At 36.6% G+C, this 17,906-nt stretch carries 19 protein-coding genes and 2 tRNA genes; 13 read left to right on the top strand and 8 right to left on the bottom strand.

The window, feature by feature from the left end:
- Nucleotides 1-160: 160 nt before the first annotated feature.
- Entirely contained in the window at nucleotides 161-352 is a 192-nt protein-coding gene (locus B9J78_05290; GenBank protein MBA2124331.1) for a hypothetical protein, read from the top strand.
- A 629-nt stretch (nucleotides 353-981) separates the two neighbouring features.
- Here B9J78_05290 and B9J78_05285 read toward each other — a convergent pair.
- From B9J78_05285 to B9J78_05250, 8 genes are all read right to left on the bottom strand, one after another.
- Nucleotides 982-1,067: transfer RNA gene (locus B9J78_05285), tRNA-Leu, on the bottom strand.
- Between the two features lie 63 nt (nucleotides 1,068-1,130).
- Entirely contained in the window at nucleotides 1,131-2,102 is a 972-nt protein-coding gene (locus tag B9J78_05280; GenBank protein ID MBA2124330.1) for a tRNA lysidine(34) synthetase TilS, read from the bottom strand.
- A 15-nt stretch (nucleotides 2,103-2,117) separates the two neighbouring features.
- A tRNA-Met gene (locus B9J78_05275) sits at nucleotides 2,118-2,190 on the bottom strand.
- A 51-nt stretch (nucleotides 2,191-2,241) separates the two neighbouring features.
- Nucleotides 2,242-2,961, bottom strand: a complete 720-nt coding sequence (locus B9J78_05270) for a 23S rRNA (guanosine(2251)-2'-O)-methyltransferase RlmB (protein MBA2124329.1) — start codon at nucleotides 2,959-2,961, stop codon at nucleotides 2,242-2,244.
- A gap of 80 nt (nucleotides 2,962-3,041) precedes the next feature.
- The gene (locus B9J78_05265) at nucleotides 3,042-3,485 is read right to left on the bottom strand and encodes a hypothetical protein (protein MBA2124328.1); all 444 of its coding nucleotides are present in this window, start codon (nucleotides 3,483-3,485) and stop codon (nucleotides 3,042-3,044) included.
- Between the two features lie 24 nt (nucleotides 3,486-3,509).
- Nucleotides 3,510-3,698 carry a hypothetical protein gene (locus tag B9J78_05260; GenBank protein ID MBA2124327.1) on the bottom strand — a complete coding sequence of 63 codons (189 nt, stop codon included), beginning with the start codon at nucleotides 3,696-3,698 and terminating at the stop codon, nucleotides 3,510-3,512.
- On the bottom strand, nucleotides 3,688-4,362 hold the full coding sequence (locus B9J78_05255) for a hypothetical protein (GenBank protein ID MBA2124326.1): 675 nt from the start codon (nucleotides 4,360-4,362) through the stop codon (nucleotides 3,688-3,690). The genes B9J78_05260 and B9J78_05255 overlap by 11 nt, the downstream gene beginning before the upstream one ends.
- Nucleotides 4,359-5,936 carry a hypothetical protein gene (locus B9J78_05250; protein ID MBA2124325.1) on the bottom strand — a complete coding sequence of 526 codons (1,578 nt, stop codon included), beginning with the start codon at nucleotides 5,934-5,936 and terminating at the stop codon, nucleotides 4,359-4,361. The genes B9J78_05255 and B9J78_05250 overlap by 4 nt, the downstream gene beginning before the upstream one ends.
- A 106-nt stretch (nucleotides 5,937-6,042) precedes the next feature.
- Here B9J78_05250 and B9J78_05245 point away from each other — a divergent pair, with 106 nt between their 5' ends.
- From B9J78_05245 to B9J78_05190, 12 genes are all read left to right on the top strand, one after another.
- Nucleotides 6,043-7,221, top strand: coding sequence for an aspartate aminotransferase family protein (locus B9J78_05245; GenBank protein ID MBA2124324.1), 1,179 nt, complete (start codon nucleotides 6,043-6,045; stop codon nucleotides 7,219-7,221).
- Entirely contained in the window at nucleotides 7,199-9,094 is a 1,896-nt protein-coding gene (locus B9J78_05240; GenBank protein MBA2124323.1) for a hypothetical protein, read from the top strand. The genes B9J78_05245 and B9J78_05240 overlap by 23 nt, the downstream gene beginning before the upstream one ends.
- Before the next feature lie 21 nt (nucleotides 9,095-9,115).
- Nucleotides 9,116-10,039 (top strand): ornithine carbamoyltransferase, encoded by a 924-nt coding sequence (locus tag B9J78_05235; GenBank protein ID MBA2124322.1) that lies wholly within the window; start codon nucleotides 9,116-9,118, stop codon nucleotides 10,037-10,039.
- A gap of 24 nt (nucleotides 10,040-10,063) precedes the next feature.
- Nucleotides 10,064-11,293, top strand: coding sequence for an argininosuccinate synthase (locus B9J78_05230; protein ID MBA2124321.1), 1,230 nt, complete (start codon nucleotides 10,064-10,066; stop codon nucleotides 11,291-11,293).
- Nucleotides 11,294-11,475: 182 nt separating this feature from the next.
- Nucleotides 11,476-11,700 carry a hypothetical protein gene (locus tag B9J78_05225; protein MBA2124320.1) on the top strand — a complete coding sequence of 75 codons (225 nt, stop codon included), beginning with the start codon at nucleotides 11,476-11,478 and terminating at the stop codon, nucleotides 11,698-11,700.
- A gap of 148 nt (nucleotides 11,701-11,848) precedes the next feature.
- Entirely contained in the window at nucleotides 11,849-12,154 is a 306-nt protein-coding gene (locus B9J78_05220; protein MBA2124319.1) for a hypothetical protein, read from the top strand.
- Nucleotides 12,155-12,156: 2 nt separating this feature from the next.
- Nucleotides 12,157-13,629, top strand: a complete 1,473-nt coding sequence (locus B9J78_05215) for an anthranilate synthase component I (protein MBA2124318.1) — start codon at nucleotides 12,157-12,159, stop codon at nucleotides 13,627-13,629.
- A gap of 4 nt (nucleotides 13,630-13,633) precedes the next feature.
- Nucleotides 13,634-14,203, top strand: a complete 570-nt coding sequence (locus tag B9J78_05210; protein MBA2124317.1) for an anthranilate/aminodeoxychorismate synthase component II — start codon at nucleotides 13,634-13,636, stop codon at nucleotides 14,201-14,203.
- Between the two features lie 3 nt (nucleotides 14,204-14,206).
- Entirely contained in the window at nucleotides 14,207-14,605 is a 399-nt protein-coding gene (locus tag B9J78_05205) for a hypothetical protein (GenBank protein MBA2124316.1), read from the top strand.
- A 189-nt stretch (nucleotides 14,606-14,794) separates the two neighbouring features.
- Nucleotides 14,795-15,811 carry an anthranilate phosphoribosyltransferase gene (locus tag B9J78_05200; GenBank protein ID MBA2124315.1) on the top strand — a complete coding sequence of 339 codons (1,017 nt, stop codon included), beginning with the start codon at nucleotides 14,795-14,797 and terminating at the stop codon, nucleotides 15,809-15,811.
- An 85-nt stretch (nucleotides 15,812-15,896) separates the two neighbouring features.
- Nucleotides 15,897-17,222 carry a hypothetical protein gene (locus B9J78_05195; GenBank protein ID MBA2124314.1) on the top strand — a complete coding sequence of 442 codons (1,326 nt, stop codon included), beginning with the start codon at nucleotides 15,897-15,899 and terminating at the stop codon, nucleotides 17,220-17,222.
- Between the two features lie 2 nt (nucleotides 17,223-17,224).
- On the top strand, nucleotides 17,225-17,906 hold a 682-nt coding region (locus B9J78_05190), incomplete at its 3' end, for a hypothetical protein (GenBank protein MBA2124313.1).

The raw sequence follows: 17,906 nt of genomic DNA, 5'->3' as shown, positions 1-17,906 counted from the left end.
CAGATGTAAAGAAGATAGCAGGCTCGGCCTGACGGGGGGTATTTACAGACACTTCTTTACAAGAGGGGAATTACTTGTAGCCATATGCAGAAAATTTCTGGTGCGACTCAGCTGAGGAATACCAAAAAGGCAATTTGTCAAATAAACTACTCACTTAAAGATAAAGAACTTCGCTCTCAAATATGGAATAAATTATAAAATACTTTTAGATAATAAGGGAGAGGTGTTCAGGCTTTATAATATTATTGGTGTGCCTGGTGTGGTAATATTAGATAGAGAAGGCTTTATTCAATTTATAGGGTCTGAATTACCTAAAGATTACAAAGAAATTTTTAAAAAATTATCAATGTAGCATAAAAAACATTCCTTGAAAATTCTCCCTGCTTTCTATATGAGGCGGGCGTGCCCGCACCACACCCGCTCCGAAGCGGGTTGTTTCTCAAGCGCTGTTCGCGAGAGGCTCGGCATGCTGCGCTTGCCGAGTTTTTTATTTGTTGGTTGCGGCATAGCGGACGAGCCCGTATAAAAACTTTTATTTCTTGAGTGTCAACAGAACTTGAAGCGAGGACGCTACGGCTGCCGCCGCCAAGCCGAGCCGAATACGCCTGGCATTGTCACGAAGCGAGCGACCAAGCAAGCCGAGCGACAGCGAGGCGAACAGTGCAAGCGAGATACGGAAGCGCCCCAAGGGCGCGGGGCATTATTTCATTGACGGGGAATTATTATTGTAGTAATCTTTAAGTGAGTAGTTTATTTGACAAATTGCCTTTTGGGGTCAACCCTACACTATGGTGCCGGGAGGGGGAACTTGAACCATCGCTATCGCTCTTTAAGGGAAAACCAAGTTTTTCCCTTAATGTTCCTTTTCCTATTTTGAAGGGGGGAAAAATACTTTTTCCCCCACCCCCTTTTTAGGGTTCAAGTCTTTGCCGTTTTACTTTATGATACAGTCTGCCATTTGCAATATGCTATTTTCCAAACTGGTGCCGGGAGGGGGACTTGAACCCCCACAGCTTTCGCCACAAGACCCTCATTCTTGCGTGTCTGCCAAATTCCACCATCCCGGCGCTCGGTAGGACATGCGACCACTGCTTTGGGACAAAAGAGGTATGAGTTTCAAAATGGGAAAATTATTTTATTATAAGATAATTTTTTTGTATAGATACAAATGTATTTGAACAAAGATTGAGTTTTGGTCCGCCGTTATAGATAAGGAATATAATCCTTTCCATATCCTCAAAATTTAGTGTTAATTGAAATTTTTCCTTAAAAATTATGCGGATTATTCTCCCTAATATTGCAGGGTTTATCTTCCTTAATTTTTTTAAGTCCATCCTTAGTGTTGGTATTTTAACCCCTTGGGGTGAAATTCTTCTAAGGAGTTTTTTTGCAACTGTATCAATAAAATTATTTTCATTTCTTGCAATGCAAGATAAATAAAAGATATTTTTTTTTATATCTGTTTTAACCTGTTTTTCTATAAATGGTAGAATTATATTTCTGACCTTGTTTCTTAAAAAATTACTTTCTAAATTTGTTTTATCAATCCTGTATTCATACTTGTTTGAGGTAAGAAAATCTATTACCTGTTTTCTTTTTATTTCAATTAAAGGTCTTACAATCCTGATGCCGGATTCCTGTCTTACAGGAGGTATTCCTGCAAGCCCAGAAATACCTGTTCCTCTTATTAGCCGTAAGAACACAGTTTCTACCTGGTCATCAAATGTATGTCCTGTTGCTACAGTATTACAGTTTTGTTTTTTTGCAGTTTTTAAAAAGAAATTGTATCTTTTTTCTCTTAATGTATCCTCGGAATATTTTAATGTCTTTGTTTTATTTTTTCTGACTAAACAATTTATATTATATAATCTACATATATTTTTTACAAATACTTCATCTTTTTCAGACTCTTTCCCTCTTAATTTATGGTTGTAGTGGCAGGTTTTTATTTTGTATCCCAAATCTTTCAAGATGTAAAACATAGCAACAGAATCAGGACCTCCTGATACACAAACAAGAACATTATCTTTATCTTTTATCATTCTGTATTTCAGGATGGTTTTTTTTACATTTTCAAAGAAGGATTTATTTAAGTTTTGCATTTATCTTGAATGAAGTGGCGGCGAGCCGACTCGAACGGCCGACATAGCGGGTATGAGCCGCCTGCTCTACCACCTGAGCTACGCCGCCATAATACAGGGTAAAGTCTGTGAGCATAACCAGTTTTGTTCTGACGTTGTTTTAAGTAAGCGGCTTTGCGACACTCTCAAAATGTCTTTTTATCTCGTAACAGAATATTGCACAGGCCACGGCAACATTAAAAGAAAGAGAAGTCTGCATCGGAAGAGTTAGTCTTAAATCTATTTCTTTAAATAAACCTTTGTGTATTCCCTTACCCTCTGAACCTACTACCAAACATACAGGGAACGGTATCTTTGTATCATACAGATTTCTTCCGTTTTCAACAACACCTCCTGCAATCCAGTAACCCATATCCTTCGCCTTTTTTAAGGACTGTGAAAGATTTGTTACCCTGGATATTGGAACATAATTTTCGCCGCCTGATGCTATATTTAATACAGTTTCATTTATATTACAGGCTCTATGTTTTGGTATAACAAGACCAAATCCCCCAAACCCTGCACAGGTTCTTATAATGCTCCCAAGGTTATTCGGATCGGTAATTCCATCCAAGAAAATAATAGAGAGATTTTTACTTAAAATGTCCTCAAAATCCGTGTACTTGAATTCGTCTGCAACCGCAATAACACCTTGAAAACGTTCTGTTTTTTTTATACTTAAAAGATGCTCTTTTTCTACATATAAAACCTGAATCTTATTATATTTTATCAAATCTAAAATTTCTGTGTTATGAAGGTTTTTGCATAAGAATATTTTTCTTATACTTTCAGGATTTTTCTTTAATCTTTCAAGAATAGAATTTTTGCCAAACAAATACATCTTTTTTCTTGTCTCGCCTTGTCCGCCCGTGGCAAGATTTCGCTCTATGAGATGGCTCGCCAGTGTTTGTCGTCTGTCAATTAGTTGCCTTGTGTTTTTTCTTCTTCAACCCAGAATTCAACATCTATGGGCCTGTCTTTTGACTTCTTCTGTTTAAAAGAATAAAAATTTATCTTAAATTTATCGTTTGATTTAATTAAGATATTCAAAAGGAAACTTATAAAACTATAACATATTGAACCTAAAAATGCACTTAAAAGGTTTGCGATTGTAAAGCCGGGAACGAACTCTGATACAAGCCAGAACATAACGGTATTTATAAAAAATAAAAAAAGACCGAATGTCCAAAGTGTCAATGGAATGGTTATACCGATAATGAGAGGCTTTAAAAATGTATTTATAAATCCGAATACAATTGCAGCAATAATTGTAGATTTCCAATTTTCAGATTTTATACCAGGAACAATGTATATAACTGCACTGAATGAAACTATATGTATAAGAAGTTTTAAGATATAGCTCATATCAATATTGAAGATCTACCAACACTATCTTCTGCAAGTAGAAGATTTGGATTTACAAGTTTTTTCACACCAGTCATTGTTGTAAACATTATATTGCATAAAGGAAGAACACATTTTTTTAAGAAAATTTTTTACCTGTTTTATTGTGTTATTATTTATTGCATTTTTTAACTCAGCAACATTCGAGATATCTTTCCCCGTTTTATTTACCATAGGCCCTTAACTTTGCAATAAGTTCCTTTCCCTGCCTTGTGGGTTCTGCTTTTGATTCTATAAGTATTTCTTTTGCGGACAAAGGTTTTTTATAAAGAAATTCATTTGCATTTTTGTTTTCCGTAATCACACACCCTTCTAACTTTAATCCTACGAAAAGCCCCCTTGCCCTTGAATATGCAAGTATGCCGCTCTTAAACTGTATATCGGTTCCGACTTGTGCATTTCTTCCCAGAGGTCCTGCTGTTGCTGCTGCTCCTGCACCGAGTATAACCTTTCCCCTTAAAAATCTGTCAAGACTTTCATTCCCCATAATAACAAGTATAATGTCCGTTGCCTTTCCTCCTATCTGCCAGCCAAAACTTCCTCCTACGATATTAAATACAGCAGGACTGCTCCACTTGTTTTCATTTTTTGCAAGTAGCACACCCTGTCCGAATTTCCCCCCTATAACAAATCCTCCGCTTACTGTTCCAGGAAATATTGCAATTGCCCTGCATTTTTCTATTAAATAAATAGGGATTGCATTATCAGGCATATTATTCATATCATCAAGAACATCTACTGATTTTTTAATAAGATTTTCCCATCTTTCTTTGCCTCCTGCATACACAAGATCCGCCCACAGTGCAAGTGCCAATAATAGAATAACAAGTTTTTTCATTTTACCCTCCTGTATTCATTGTTTAATGTTTCTATAAAGACATCTGTTATCTCGGCGTCAAATTGTGTTCCCTTACATCCTTTTAGTTCTTCTATCGCCGATTCTTTTGATATTGCGGGTTTATATACCCTGCCTGATATCATTGCATCATAGGCATCTGCAATGGATAGTATTCTTGCCTCAATCAATATTTTAGTTCCTTTAACACCGGTAGGATATCCTTGACCATTAAACCATTCATGATGATGCCTTATTATTTTTCTTACATTTGACAGGAAAGGAATGTCTTTTAGTATTCTTTCGGATTCTATTACATGCTTTTTAACGCAAGCATATTCTTCGTCTGTAAGTTTAAGAGGAAAAGGTTTGTTTAATATTGCATCCGGGATGGCAACCTTTCCTATATCATGTAAAAGCCCTGCAAATTGTAGGTCTGCCACTTTTTCTTTGCTAAGTTTCAGCCGTGCGGCCATTTCAATAGAATAGGTTACTACACTATCTGAATGTCCTTTTACATATTTATCCCTTGCTTCAATTATGGAGCATAATGTTTTTATAGTGCCCAAGTATCCTGACTTTGCCTCTGTATAAAAATGTGTTTTTTCAATTGCAATGAGCACAAGATTTACATATGTAATAATACCCTCAAGGTCATTTTCTGTAAATTCTGAGCCGTCATATTTGTTTGTGAAATTAAGAACTCCGATGGTGGGCCTTGATTTAAGTGAGATATTTAATGCATAAGATGTCTTGTATCTGATATTTAACGGCACCACAATAAAAGAACCAGGTTTATTAAGTATTTCAAATCTTTTGCTTGCGGATGCTTTTTCTATTGATTTTACAAGTACAGGCTTTCCTGTTTTCCATACATATCCGGATACACCTTCTCCAGGTTTTCTTATCTGTCCAATAACCTTTGGGTTTATACTTTCTTTTACAATAAGTGCGTAGTGTTTATCTATTTCTTCTGCAAGCATAAGAGATACATCTTTGCAGTGCAGCAGTTCTGCTCCTTTCTTGACAACCAACTTATATATGGCTTCCATATCATCTGTACTGCTTATCTCTCTGGCAATCTCAGTTATATGGAGTAGTTCTTTGTTTTTCTTTTCCCACTGTAAGGCCATTCCGCAGTAATGCGCAAGAGTTTGTGCAGTATTTAAATCCTTTTTTGTCCAATGCTTGCCCTGCTTCTTATCATTTATATTAAGAACAGCAACGGTCCTACCTTTTTCTATTATGGGAATTAGAATTGAACTTTGATGTTTTTTTAAATCTGTTTTTTTAACTATTGTCGGATATTTTTTAAAGACTTCATCTATATTGTTTATAAGAATCGGCTTTTGTGTTTTTGCCACAACACCGGCGAGCCTTTTACATATGGGTATACTGCTAATAGTATGCCGAGGTATATTGTGTGCTGGGTCCATTGAACAGGAAACCCTTACCTTAAGACATCCGGTTTTGTCGTCCATTATCATAAGAAAACCTCTTTGAGCACCAAGGCCATCAAGAGTCCTTCTTATTGTTTCTGTTATTTGTTCTGTTTTGGTCTGAATAGAATTTCTCATAAGCAGAAAATATTCTACTGAAAAAATAATTCATAGTCAAGTTATTTTTTAAAAGGACCTGATTTGTTTTCTTGCATTTCTTCAGACTATAAAGTAGAATTATAGTATGCAGTATGAAGAGATTTTAAGAACATTTGAGCAATATGTGATGGGAACATATGCAAGGCACCTTGCTGTTTTTGTAAGAGGACGCGGATGCGAACTTATTGATTTAAAAGGTAATAAATACCTTGATTTTTTCCCCGGTTGGGCCGTAAGCGGTATTGGACACTGCCATCCGATGGTTGTTTCTGCTGTAAAAGATCAGGTAAGAAAAATTATACACATTTCCAATAACTATTACTCTGTCCAACAGGGAAAACTTGCAAAAAAAATAATAGAAAAAAGTTTTCCAGGAAGGGTATTTTTTTGTAACAGTGGTGCAGAGGCAAATGAGGGGGCAATAAAAATTTCAAGAGCATTTGGCAATCCAGACAGGTATCAGATAATTTCAATGCAGAACTCTTTTCATGGAAGGACACTTGCAACACTTACAATGACGGGACAGGAAAAATATAAAAAATGTTTTGAACCCCTGCCCGAAGGATTTAAAACTGTTCCGTTCAATGATATTTTTGCAGTCCAAAATGCCATAACGGATAAAACAGTGGGAATAATAGTTGAACCCATACAGGGTGAGGGCGGAATAAATGTTGCACAGAAAGAATACCTGAACCAGATAAGACAGATATGCGATAAAAAGAATATACTTCTTATATTTGATGAGGTTCAGACCGGCATGGGAAGAACCGGAAAAATGTTTGCATATCAACACTACGAAATAAAGCCGGATATAATGACACTTGCAAAAACACTTGGCGGAGGACTTCCAATAGGTGCGGTTGTTGCATCAAAAAAGGTATGTGATGTTTTAAGTCCCGGGATGCATGCCTCAACCTTTGGAGGTAGTCCTCTGGTATGTGCGGCTTCTCTTGCTGTATTTAAGGCAATAGAGAAAGAACACCTTCTTTCAAATGTTTTAAAAATGTCAGAGTATATCTTTGAAAAGGTTGGCCTGTTAAAGATAAAACATCAAATAATAAAAGAAGTCAGGGGTATTGGCTTAATAATTGGAATTGAACTTAAATGTCAGGGTAAAACAATTGTTGAAAAGTGTTTTGAAAAAAAACTTCTTATAAATTGCACGCAAGGAAATGTTCTTCGTCTTATGCCTGCGCTTGTTGTAACCAAAAAACAGATTGATCAAGGAATTGGGATTCTTGATGAGGTTTTTTCCAGCATATAGGGACTGTGAGCACTCACCACACAAGGTTGCGCACCAGATCCTGAGTGGGTCACACAGCAGACTCTTCAAAAGAGTCTTGCTTTTTATATTTTATCTTGTTCTTTTTCAGGGTTTTTTATATTCTGAATATAAACAGCTTACTATTTTGCATACAAATGATATACACGGCCATATACTGCCGATGAAGGATATAAAAACAGGAGAATATTCAGGTGGGCTTGCGGCAATATACGGATATATAAAAAATGTAGAAAAACAACTCAGGGGTATACCACTTTTGGTCTTTGACAGCGGGGACTTTCTTGAAGGAAGCCCAGAGGATAAGAAAACAAAAGGAGAGACAATGATAAGGCTTTTAAGCAGTGCCGGTTATGATGCAGTGGCAATCGGTAATCATGATTTTGCATATTCAGAACGCAGGCTTTCATTTTTAGAGAGAATTGCAAGTTTTCCATTTCTTTCCTGTAATATATTTTTACGAAGGTTTGAAGTGCAACCTGATTATATTAAGCCTTATAAAGACTTTGATGTCCGGGGTCTGAGGATAAGGGTTGTCGGTATTTCTCATCCTGGAACTGCATTTATGAATGACCCTGCAAATGTTAAAGGTATAAAGTTTGTCAATCCGGAACCGATATTAAAAGATATTCTTAAGGAAAAGGGAAAACAGTTTGATATCTGTATTGTACTTTCGCATTTAGGTTCCAAAGGTGATATAGCCCTTGCAAATAGATTTGATAATATAGATGTTATATTAGGAGGACATGACCACAAAATTTTTGAAGAGCCGTTAAAGGTAGGCCGTCTTCCCACACTTATATGTCAGGCAGGAGCATATGGACAAAGAATAGGAAGGCTTGATATACAGATTGACACGGACCTAAACAGAATCATTAGTTATAAGTATAGTCTTGTTGAACTTAAACCAGAATTATATCCTCCAGATAAAGATATTTTGTCAGAGGCCGAATCTTTCAGGGCAAAAAATTATGATACTGTTATAGGAAAATCTGATGTTCACTTGTGGAGAAAGCGTGGAGTAGAACATCCCGCTGGTAATTTTGTTGCAGATGCCATAAGACAAATATCCGGTTCAGATATATCAATTATCTCAAGCAGCACAGTAAGGTATGGACTGCCGAGTGGTGAGATTACTTTAAGGGATATGTTCTACATATTCCCGTTTGAAGATAGTATAGTATCTGTCCAGATGGATGAGGACAGATTAAAACAGATTTTGGAAAAATCTCTTGATAGGGCAGATATATCGCTCCTGATAAGCGGAATAAGTGTAAGATGGGATATTTCTAAAAAGCGGGGCCATAGAGTCCTAAATATTTCTTTGCCCGAATTGCCTGAGGGAAAGGACCTATACAGGGTTGCGCTTAGCAATTTTTTCTACCGTCGTTTATACCGTCGTTCTAAGCCACCGCCTGAGGTTCTTATAAGGGATGCGATTGTTGAATATGTTAGAGTGGTTATTGATCATCTATACCGTCGTTTTAAATTTTCACATCGTCAGTTTTTCATTTCAATGACTGCAAATATCGTTGCAGATCATTTATACCGTCGTTCTAAGCCACCACCTGAGATTCTTATAAGGGATGCAATTGTTGAATATGTTAAAGGAGTTGGTAAGATTCAATCTGTCCAAACAGGAAGATGGGATATTGTTATTAGTAAAGTGAACATAAACAATGCAAGTATTAAAAAGTTGATGGGTCTACCCGGTATTGGCAAAACACTTGCAGGCAGAATAATTGAATACAGAGAGAAACAGGGAAAATTTAACCGTATAGAAGATATAACCAATGTTAAAGGTATAGGAAAGATTAGATTTGAAAAGATACAATCACAGATAACTGTTCAGTAGGCACAAAAAAAGGGGGTAGGGTTGAAAAAAGACTTTTTAAGTTTGAAGGATATGGATAAGGAAAATATAGAGAAAATTTTTGTAATTGCAGAAAAACTTAAAACAAACAGGTTTATGTACAAGAATATTCTTGAAGATAAATCGGTGGTTCTTATATTTCAAAAACCATCTACAAGAACCCGTATTTCATTTGCTATCGGTATAAAAGAACTTGGAGGATTTCCTGTCTATCTTGGTCCTGAAGAAGTGGGTATAGGGCAAAGAGAGGAGGTAAAAGACATTGCGAGGGTCGTTTCAAGATACGCACACTGTATTGTAGCGAGGGTTTTTTCTCATAATGATATTGAACAGATGGCTGAATATTCAAGTGTTCCTGTTGTAAATGCACTAAGCGACAGGGAACATCCCTGTCAGGCACTCGGGGATATATTTACTATGTTAAGGTTAAGAAGAAAGTTAAAAGGGCTTAGTTTAGGATGGATAGGAGACGGAAATAATGTTCTTCATTCTCTTCTTTATGGCTGTGCATATATGGGTATAAATATAGTATGCGCCACCCCTTGTGGGTATGAACCGATGAGTGATATTGTGAAAGATGTTAAAAAGATTGCCACCAAACATAAGTCAAGGATTGTCCTTACAAATAACCCAAAAGAAGCTGCACTGATGTCAGACTTTTTATATACTGATGTATGGACAAGTATGGGAATGGAAAAACAGGTTGAGGCAAGAAAAAAAGCATTCAAGGATTTTCAAGTTAATGCACAAATCTTAAAACTTGCAAGACCAACCTGCAGGGTTATGCACTGTCTTCCAGCGCACAGAGAGGAAGAAATAACAGATTGGGTTATAGAGGGGCGTCAGTCTGTGGTGTTTGAACAGGCAGAAAATAGACTCCATGTCCAGAAGGCTATACTTGCCATATTGATGGCAAAGACCAGATAACCTGTCAAATAAAAAAGGAAAATTATGGAGAAGATTAAAAAAATTGTTCTTGCATATTCGGGTGGGCTTGATACATCTGTGATATTAAAGTGGTTAAAAGAGAAATATAATGCAGAAATTATAGCCTTTTGCGCCGATGTAGGGCAGGAAGAAGAATTAAAGGGGTTGAAAGAAAAGGCAATAAAAACAGGTGCAGACAGGTGTTATATATTAGACCTTGTTGAAGAGTTCGCAGGAGATTTTATATTTCCTATGATAAGAGCCGGTGCTATATATGAAAATCAGTATTATTTAGGAACATCTATTGCAAGGCCTTTGATTGCAAAAAAACAGATTGAAATTGCAAAAGCCGAAAAAGCAGATGCCGTAGCACATGGTGCTACAGGGAAAGGAAATGACCAGTGCAGATTTGAATTTACATATTATGCCTTAAAACCCGATATAAAGATTATCGCCCCCTGGAGAGAATGGGAATTCAGGGGAAGAAAAGACCTTATAGGATATGCCAAAACACATAACATTGCCGTTCCTGTAACGAAACAAAAACCATATTCAACGGATAGGAACCTTCTTCATATATCATATGAAAGCGGTATTCTTGAAGATCCCTGGAATGAGCCTCCTGAAGATATATTCATACTTTCAGTATCACCGCAAGATGCCCCTGATAGATTTGAACATATTACACTTGATTTTGAGGACGGCAATTGTATTGCCTTAAATAATAAAAAAATATCACCAGCAAACATAATAAAAAATTTAAACAAAATTGGTGGGAAAAATGGCATTGGTAGAACAGACACAATAGAAAATAGATTTGTGGGTATGAAAAGCAGAGGCGTATATGAAACCCCTGGTGGTGCAATACTTCATTTTGCACACAGGCAGATAGAAACCCTTACACAAGACAGGGAGATTATGCACTTGAAAGATAGCCTGATACCAAAGTACTCAGAACTTATATACTACGGGTTTTGGTTCAGTCCCGAAAGGATTGCTCTACAGTCCTTTATTGATTGCACACAAAAAAATGTGACTGGAACTGTTCGGCTAAAACTTTATAAAGGAAATATTATCTTAGCAGGAAGAAAATCAGTTTTTTCGTTATACAATCCCAGGATTGCTACTATGGAATCTGACAAGGGCGCATACAACCAAAAAGATGCAGAAGGATTTATAAACTTAAATGCAATAAGGCTAAAAGCATGGGCAAGGGTGAGAACAATAGCAGATAACCTGCCTGATGACGCCTGAGAGGTGGAGCCTTCAGAGGCGAAGTTTTTGTTGGGCCTGATCAAGGATTGGTGGCAAGAATTCAAACAATTCGGCAGAAGATTATCGATCGTGCATACTACCTTTCAATTCACGTGATATGTAGGTTTAAGAAGAATGCCGACGTCATTATTATCACAGTATACACGTTAACTTGAGGATCTATGATTTGCGAGTTTTGCGGTGGTGGCACCGAAAAAAAGAAGGTTAAACGCCAGCATTGGCTGCGTGGCCATCTTTATATCGTTGAGAACGTAGAGGCGGAAGTATGCATTGAATGCGGTGAGCGTTATTTTCATGCCACCATTCTTGATGCCATTGACCACTACCTGTCTACGGAGCATCACGTGAAAGATCGGCTTAGTGTCGAAGTAGTGAGCATGATTTAGCCTATCTGGTTCAACAAGGCATTGCACCGGAGTGTTTCTATCGTTGCGCCCGGTAAGCTAATTTGATATGTAGTAGGTAGGGGGAAAAATCTTAAAGATGTCAGACAAAAAAGCAGAAACAAGAGAAGGCTAAAATAGAGGAGGAAAAATGTTTGATAAGATAAAACAGGCAATGGAGATGCAAAAAAAAGCAAGAGAGATACAGAAAGAACTTGCAAGTTCAAGAACAGAAGCAGTCCGTCTTGATGGGAAGATAAAGGTTGTCATAAGCGCTGATTATAAGGTTCAAGATGTGACAATAGATCGATCTGTTCTTTCACAAGATAACAAGCACATTTTAGAGCAGGCAATAAAAGAATGTTTTCAAGAAGCCTTGAAAAAAGTACAGGATATAGCAATGGCAAAAATAAAAAAAATCACAGGCGACGTTGATATAGGTTCATTATTAAGGTAAAAATGATATATCCGGAAAGGAAAGAGTTCTTAAAACTTTCAAGACAGGGAAATCTTATACCTGTTTATAGAGAGATTGTTGCAGACCTTGAAACCCCTGTATCTGCATTCTTAAAAATTGACAGATCCCGGTTTAGTTATCTTCTTGAGTCTGTTGAGGGTGCAGAGAAGATTGCAAGATATTCGTTCATCGGAACACAACCCTCACTTATGGCATATTCTTATAAAGATACAGTTATATTTGAAAAAAGAGGCAAAAAAACGCAGGTTAAAACTGCCGACCCTTTGAAAACAATTATAAGTTTAATGTCTGTCTATAAGTTTGTTTCTTCTGGCACACTCCCTCGTTTTTGCGGCGGACTTGTAGGATATATAGGGTATGATATGGTAAGAACCTTTGAAAAATTACCAGAAAAAAATCAGGACACACTGAATCTGCCGGACTGTGTCTTTATGTTAACAGATACCATCCTTATATTTGACCATATAGACCACAAAATAAAGATAGTCTGCCTTGCATATACAGATAAAAACCCTGATGAGACCTATAATAATGCCATAAAAAAAATAGATATAATAATACAAAGATTAAGAAAACCCCTGTATCTTAAAACTACACATTCAATAAAAATTACAAATGCCAAAGTGAAGGCAAATTTTACAAAAAAGAGTTTTGAGAAACAGGTAAGAAAAGCAAAGGCTTATATAAATGCAGGAGATGCAATTCAGATTGTTCTTTCACAGAGGTTTGAGACGCCTGTCAAATGCCCGCCTTTTGATATTTACAGAGCGCTTCGTTCGGTTAATCCTTCTCCGTATATGTATTATATAAAAATGCCGCAGGTAAATATTGTTGGTGCTTCCCCTGAGGTTTTTGTAAGATGTGAAAACAAAATTGTAGAGGTAAGGCCCATTGCTGGAACAAGACCGCGCGGGCTGAGCGAGGCAAAAGATAAAAGACTTGAAAAAGAACTGCTGAATGACCCGAAAGAATGTGCCGAACATATTATGCTTGTTGATTTAGGGAGAAATGATATTGGAAGAATATGCAGGTATGGTTCGGTAAAAACACTTGAGTTTATGGTTATTGAAAAATATTCACATGTTATGCATATTGTAAGTGATTGTAAAGGGGAACTTTTAAAAGGCAAAACACTTATAGATGTGGTAAAGGCTACATTTCCCGCAGGGACTGTAAGTGGTGCTCCCAAAATAAGGGCAATGGAAATTATTGAAGAACTTGAAAATGTCCGACGCGGCCTTTATGCGGGTTGCATAGGTTATTTTAGTTTTTCGGGAAATCTTGATACCTGTATTGCAATAAGAACAGCAATAATAAAGAATAACAGGGCTTATGTGCAGGCAGGCGCCGGTATTGTTGCAGACTCTGTTCCTTCAAAAGAATACTATGAAACAGTGAATAAGGCAGAGGCAATGTTAAAGGCAATAAAAATTGCAAACGAAGGGTTAGAATAATAATATGCTTATAATGATAGACAACTATGATTCATTTACATACAACCTTGTCCAGTATTTCGGTGAATTAGGACAAAAACTGAAGGTGTTTAGAAACGATGTGATAACCGTAAAAAATATTGCATTATTAAAGCCAGCCGGCATTGTAATATCTTCCGGTCCTTGCACCCCGAAACAGTCAGGAATTTCCTGTGATGCAATAAGAGAATTGGGCAAGAACATACCCATACTCGGTGTATGTTTGGGACATCAGTGTATAGGAGAGGTCTTTGGAGGAGAAGTTGTAAGAGCAAAAAAACCTGTGCATGGAAAAACATCAAAAATTTATCACGATGGAAAGGATTTATTTAAAAAAATAGAAAACCCATTTGAGGCAACAAGATACCATTCACTTATTGTAAAAAGAGAAACACTGCCTTCTGTTTTAACGATAACTGCATGGACAAAAGAAGGGGAAATAATGGGATTGAAACACAAGGAATTCCCGATATGGGGTGTCCAGTTTCATCCTGAGTCCATACTTACAAAGGTTGGGAAAAGTGTGTTAAAGAATTTTTTGAAATTAAACAAGTAAGGTATGAAATTTTATAATAAAAATATCAAAAGCGACACAAGTACCTGGCTTCTTCTTATAGTATTTGCTGCACTTGTGTTTGCGCTGTATCTTATTACAAAGTGGGGTGCGCTAAAAACCGACCCTCTTTCACAGGCTCTGGAGGGAAAAATTACGGGGCAGTATGCCGAAGAATACAATAAAGAAAGAATGAAGATGTTGCAGCCGACGGATAAAGAAAAGATAAAACAGGCAAAGGTAGGATTAAGGGACGGATATTTCTGGATAAAACTCGGAACAGATATGCAAAAAAAAGCACAGCAACATAAAAAAAGGGGAATAAAAAGTTCGTTCTGGGATAACTATTATAATGATATTGAAGACAGAGGCAAGAGGTATGAAAAAAAAGGCGGCAGATGGTGAAAAACGCCGAAAAAACTTTAAAAGAACTCAGATAAGAGATTGTTGAAAAACCCCAACAATCTCTGATTACGCAGATTAAAACTGATTACACAGATTAAACTCCGACGACAAAATCGGTGTAATCTTTCAAAAATCTGTGTAATCAATAAAACGCAAGTATTTAATGCGTTTTATATAAAAGGATTTATTATGATAAAAGAGGGCATACAAAAACTCGTAGAATTTGAAAACCTTACACAAGAGCAAGTATATCAGATATTTAATGAGATTATGAAAGCAGAAGCAACCCCTTCTCAGATTGCATCTTTTATAACAGCATTAAGAATGAAGGGCGAAACAGTTGATGAGATTACAGGGGCTGCGCTTTCTATGCGTTCGTGTTCATATAAGGTTCAGACACCTGTCAATGACATAATACTTGATACCTGCGGAACAGGAGGGGGAAAAACAAGCACATTTAACATATCTACTGCTGTTGCATTTGTTGCCGCAGGATGCGGTATATATGTTGCAAAACATGGCAACAGGGCAGTAACAAGCAGAAGCGGTAGTGCAGATGTGCTTGAGGCGCTTGGTGTGAACATACAGATGCCGATTGAAAGGTCAGCCGAATGTCTAAAAAAGGTTGGTATGTGTTTTATGTTTGCACCGCTTTATCATCCTGCTATGAAGTATGCGATGCCTCCCAGAAAAGAGATAGGAATAAGAACAATATTCAATGCGCTTGGTCCTCTTTCAAATCCTGCAAATGCGAATGCCCAGCTTTTAGGTGTTTATGAGCAGAAACTTACCCCCGTTATGGCGGGTGTTTTAAAAAATCTTAAATCCAAAAGAGCATATGTGGTATATGGAACAGATGATGGTGTTGATGAGGTTTCTATTACAGGAAGAACACAGATTTCCGAATTAAAAGAAAACTCTGTTAACACATATACCATAACACCTGAACAGATTGGAATTAAAAGGTGCGCTATAAAAGATATAGAAGGTGCAGATGCAAGAACCTGTGCAGAAATAATAAAAGCAATACTATCAGGTGAAAAAGGAGCCAAAACAGATGTCGTAATTGCAAACAGTATATTTGCAATCCTCTCTGCCGGGAAAGCACAAGACATAGAGGATGCAAAAAGACTCGCTCAGGAATCCATATCTTCGGGGAAGGCTTACGGGAAATTAAATAAACTTATAGAGTTCAGCAATATTTAGTTATACGCCATTGGTCGCTTGAAAAAGGAAGAAAAGTTTAATAAGATGTTATTGGGAAAATTAAATATTAAAATGAGGAAAAAACATGATTAAGAGCACTGAACCGAAAAAACAAACTACCATGTTTGGCACTCATGAGCTTCCATCTTACGAAGAGATAATGGATGCTTATGCTAAAGAATTTGCAAGCTATGTTGTCCCCAAGGGTGATACAATTTTTGGCTTTTGGATGCAGACCTTAGCCGATTTGGAATTTTTAGATTTGGAATTACAGGGTTTAACGGAAGAATATACTATTGACCCAGTAAATAGAGTGGTTACTTTCAAAGGCGATGATGATTTTATAAGATTAAGAATTGCCCATCTTGAAAAAGTAAAAGGAAAAACAACCCTTTATACCGAATTAGTGGATAAATTCGGCGATACTAATGCTTATGCGTTTCATAATCTTTATCCCTACAAAGGTAAATTTTATCCTCGGGTAGTGAGGACTTTAATCAATGTTTTCAAGTTAAAGCAGAATTCACTTCTCTTAGACCCTTTCAATGGCTCTGGAACTGCTACACACGAGGCTTCTCTTATGGGAATTAAAAGTGTAGGCATAGATGTTACTCCGATGGGAATCGTTTTATCTGAGTTGAAAAATGATTTACTTTTTATTGATGAACAGAAATTGAATTTTGTACCAGAGGAACTACAAGATATTTTACAGGCAATAGAAAATAGAAGATGGGAACATTCCGACCCTTTAATTCATAAGTTAATGTTGGCAGTATATTTTGATACGGTTGACGCCTTTGTAAGGACTTCGAGATATAACAGGAAAGGGAAGGTAGGTCTCTTTATTGAAAAATTGAATTACCTAAGAGACTGCTATAAAAAGACTATGGAGATTAAAGAGAAATACGGACTTAAATTTAAATCCGCCAAAATCATAGAAGGGGATATACTTGAACTTAAAAACATCGGTGAAATGGAAGAAAAGTTTGATGCTTGCATTACAAGTCCGCCTTATTATTTTTCTATAGATTATGTGGGGAAAGATAAGATTGCTTATGATTATTTAGGTGCGGATATGAAAAAGATTGAATCAAAATATTTGGGAATGAAAAATAGTGGATACCCTAAAAATAATTATAACGGATTGCCTCCAAGGGTTGCTATGTATTATGAGGACTTAAAAGAATCCATAAAAAATATCTTTTGGGCATTAAAACCCGGTGGTAAATTGGCAATCATAATTGGAGATAGTACCGTTAATGGCAAAAAAATCCCGACAACTGTGACAACTAAAAAGTTTTGTGAAGAAGCGGGTTTTAAATTTGAAAAGTTAATATTCAATCCTCTCTTGGGTGCTCGCAATAGGGCAATAAGAGGAGAAAGTGTAATAATTTGTGAAAAGGGGAAATAAATATGATTACAAAAAGAAATCTTCTTTGTGTCAAGGTGAAAGAAAAATTAGACCTTGGCCGGATATTACTTTATGAACCATATAAAAATATACTGGTAAACTTTAAGGAGTTATGTATTGATGTTAATGCTAAGGATTTTGACCCTGTAGCTAAAGTTTACGATGGGCTATTGAGTGTCCCTTCTGAAATTAGAGAATATTATGAGGCTTTATTAGGTGTTACTTCGTATTATCATCACAGCCAAGGAGGTAGGGGGAAGTATATTGAAAAGAAAATAGCCTCGTCTTTTGAAACTTGCTCTCTTGACATAGAACTTAGTAAATTTCCATTTTGGTTGGAATATCCATCTCTTCATAAAAAGAAAGGAATCTTTACTCAACAAGGTCTGTCATCAGAGGAAAAGAAAATTTTAAGAACAATTGAATGGGATTGGTTGGGTAATAGGGATGTAAGTACTGATGTAGGAAGCATTATACAAGATGAAAAAACGATGGTGTTGGTTGAACTTAAAAATAGAGTAGATACTGGGGGAACGGCTGGAAGGCGAGAAATCTGGACTTCTGAAAAGTTTGGAATTTTTGTAGAGTATTTTAAGTCCAATAAAAAATTGTTTAGAAAAAGTCACAAAGAATTTTCTTTGGCAGAATTGCTTGAGAGTTTTGGTATTGAAAACTTTGAAATAT

Source organism: bacterium Unc6, from assembly GCA_013626165.1.
In the GTDB taxonomy this organism is placed as follows: domain Bacteria; phylum Omnitrophota; class Gorgyraeia; order Velesiimonadales; family Velesiimonadaceae; genus Velesiimonas; species Velesiimonas alkalicola.
This window is presented reverse-complemented; position numbering and strand designations above follow the sequence as displayed.

Excerpts from the sequence above, each read along its gene's own strand:
- B9J78_05280 (MBA2124330.1), bottom strand. The coding sequence starts at position 2,102 with ATGCAAAACTTAAATAAATCCTTCTTTGAAAATGTAAAAAAAACCATC.
- B9J78_05220 (MBA2124319.1), top strand. The coding sequence starts at position 11,849 with ATGTTTGATAAGATAAAACAGGCAATGGAGATGCAAAAAAAAGCAAGA.
- B9J78_05200 (MBA2124315.1), top strand. The coding sequence starts at position 14,795 with ATGATAAAAGAGGGCATACAAAAACTCGTAGAATTTGAAAACCTTACA.
- B9J78_05215 (MBA2124318.1), top strand. The coding sequence starts at position 12,157 with ATGATATATCCGGAAAGGAAAGAGTTCTTAAAACTTTCAAGACAGGGA.
- B9J78_05225 (MBA2124320.1), top strand. The coding sequence starts at position 11,476 with ATGATTTGCGAGTTTTGCGGTGGTGGCACCGAAAAAAAGAAGGTTAAA.
- B9J78_05240 (MBA2124323.1), top strand. The coding sequence starts at position 7,199 with ATGAGGTTTTTTCCAGCATATAGGGACTGTGAGCACTCACCACACAAG.
- B9J78_05230 (MBA2124321.1), top strand. The coding sequence starts at position 10,064 with ATGGAGAAGATTAAAAAAATTGTTCTTGCATATTCGGGTGGGCTTGAT.
- B9J78_05195 (MBA2124314.1), top strand. The coding sequence starts at position 15,897 with ATGATTAAGAGCACTGAACCGAAAAAACAAACTACCATGTTTGGCACT.
- B9J78_05255 (MBA2124326.1), bottom strand. The coding sequence starts at position 4,362 with ATGAAAAAACTTGTTATTCTATTATTGGCACTTGCACTGTGGGCGGAT.
- B9J78_05260 (MBA2124327.1), bottom strand. The coding sequence starts at position 3,698 with ATGGTAAATAAAACGGGGAAAGATATCTCGAATGTTGCTGAGTTAAAA.
- B9J78_05265 (MBA2124328.1), bottom strand. The coding sequence starts at position 3,485 with ATGAGCTATATCTTAAAACTTCTTATACATATAGTTTCATTCAGTGCA.
- B9J78_05245 (MBA2124324.1), top strand. The coding sequence starts at position 6,043 with ATGCAGTATGAAGAGATTTTAAGAACATTTGAGCAATATGTGATGGGA.
- B9J78_05250 (MBA2124325.1), bottom strand. The coding sequence starts at position 5,936 with ATGAGAAATTCTATTCAGACCAAAACAGAACAAATAACAGAAACAATA.
- B9J78_05210 (MBA2124317.1), top strand. The coding sequence starts at position 13,634 with ATGCTTATAATGATAGACAACTATGATTCATTTACATACAACCTTGTC.
- B9J78_05270 (MBA2124329.1), bottom strand. The coding sequence starts at position 2,961 with ATGTATTTGTTTGGCAAAAATTCTATTCTTGAAAGATTAAAGAAAAAT.
- B9J78_05205 (MBA2124316.1), top strand. The coding sequence starts at position 14,207 with ATGAAATTTTATAATAAAAATATCAAAAGCGACACAAGTACCTGGCTT.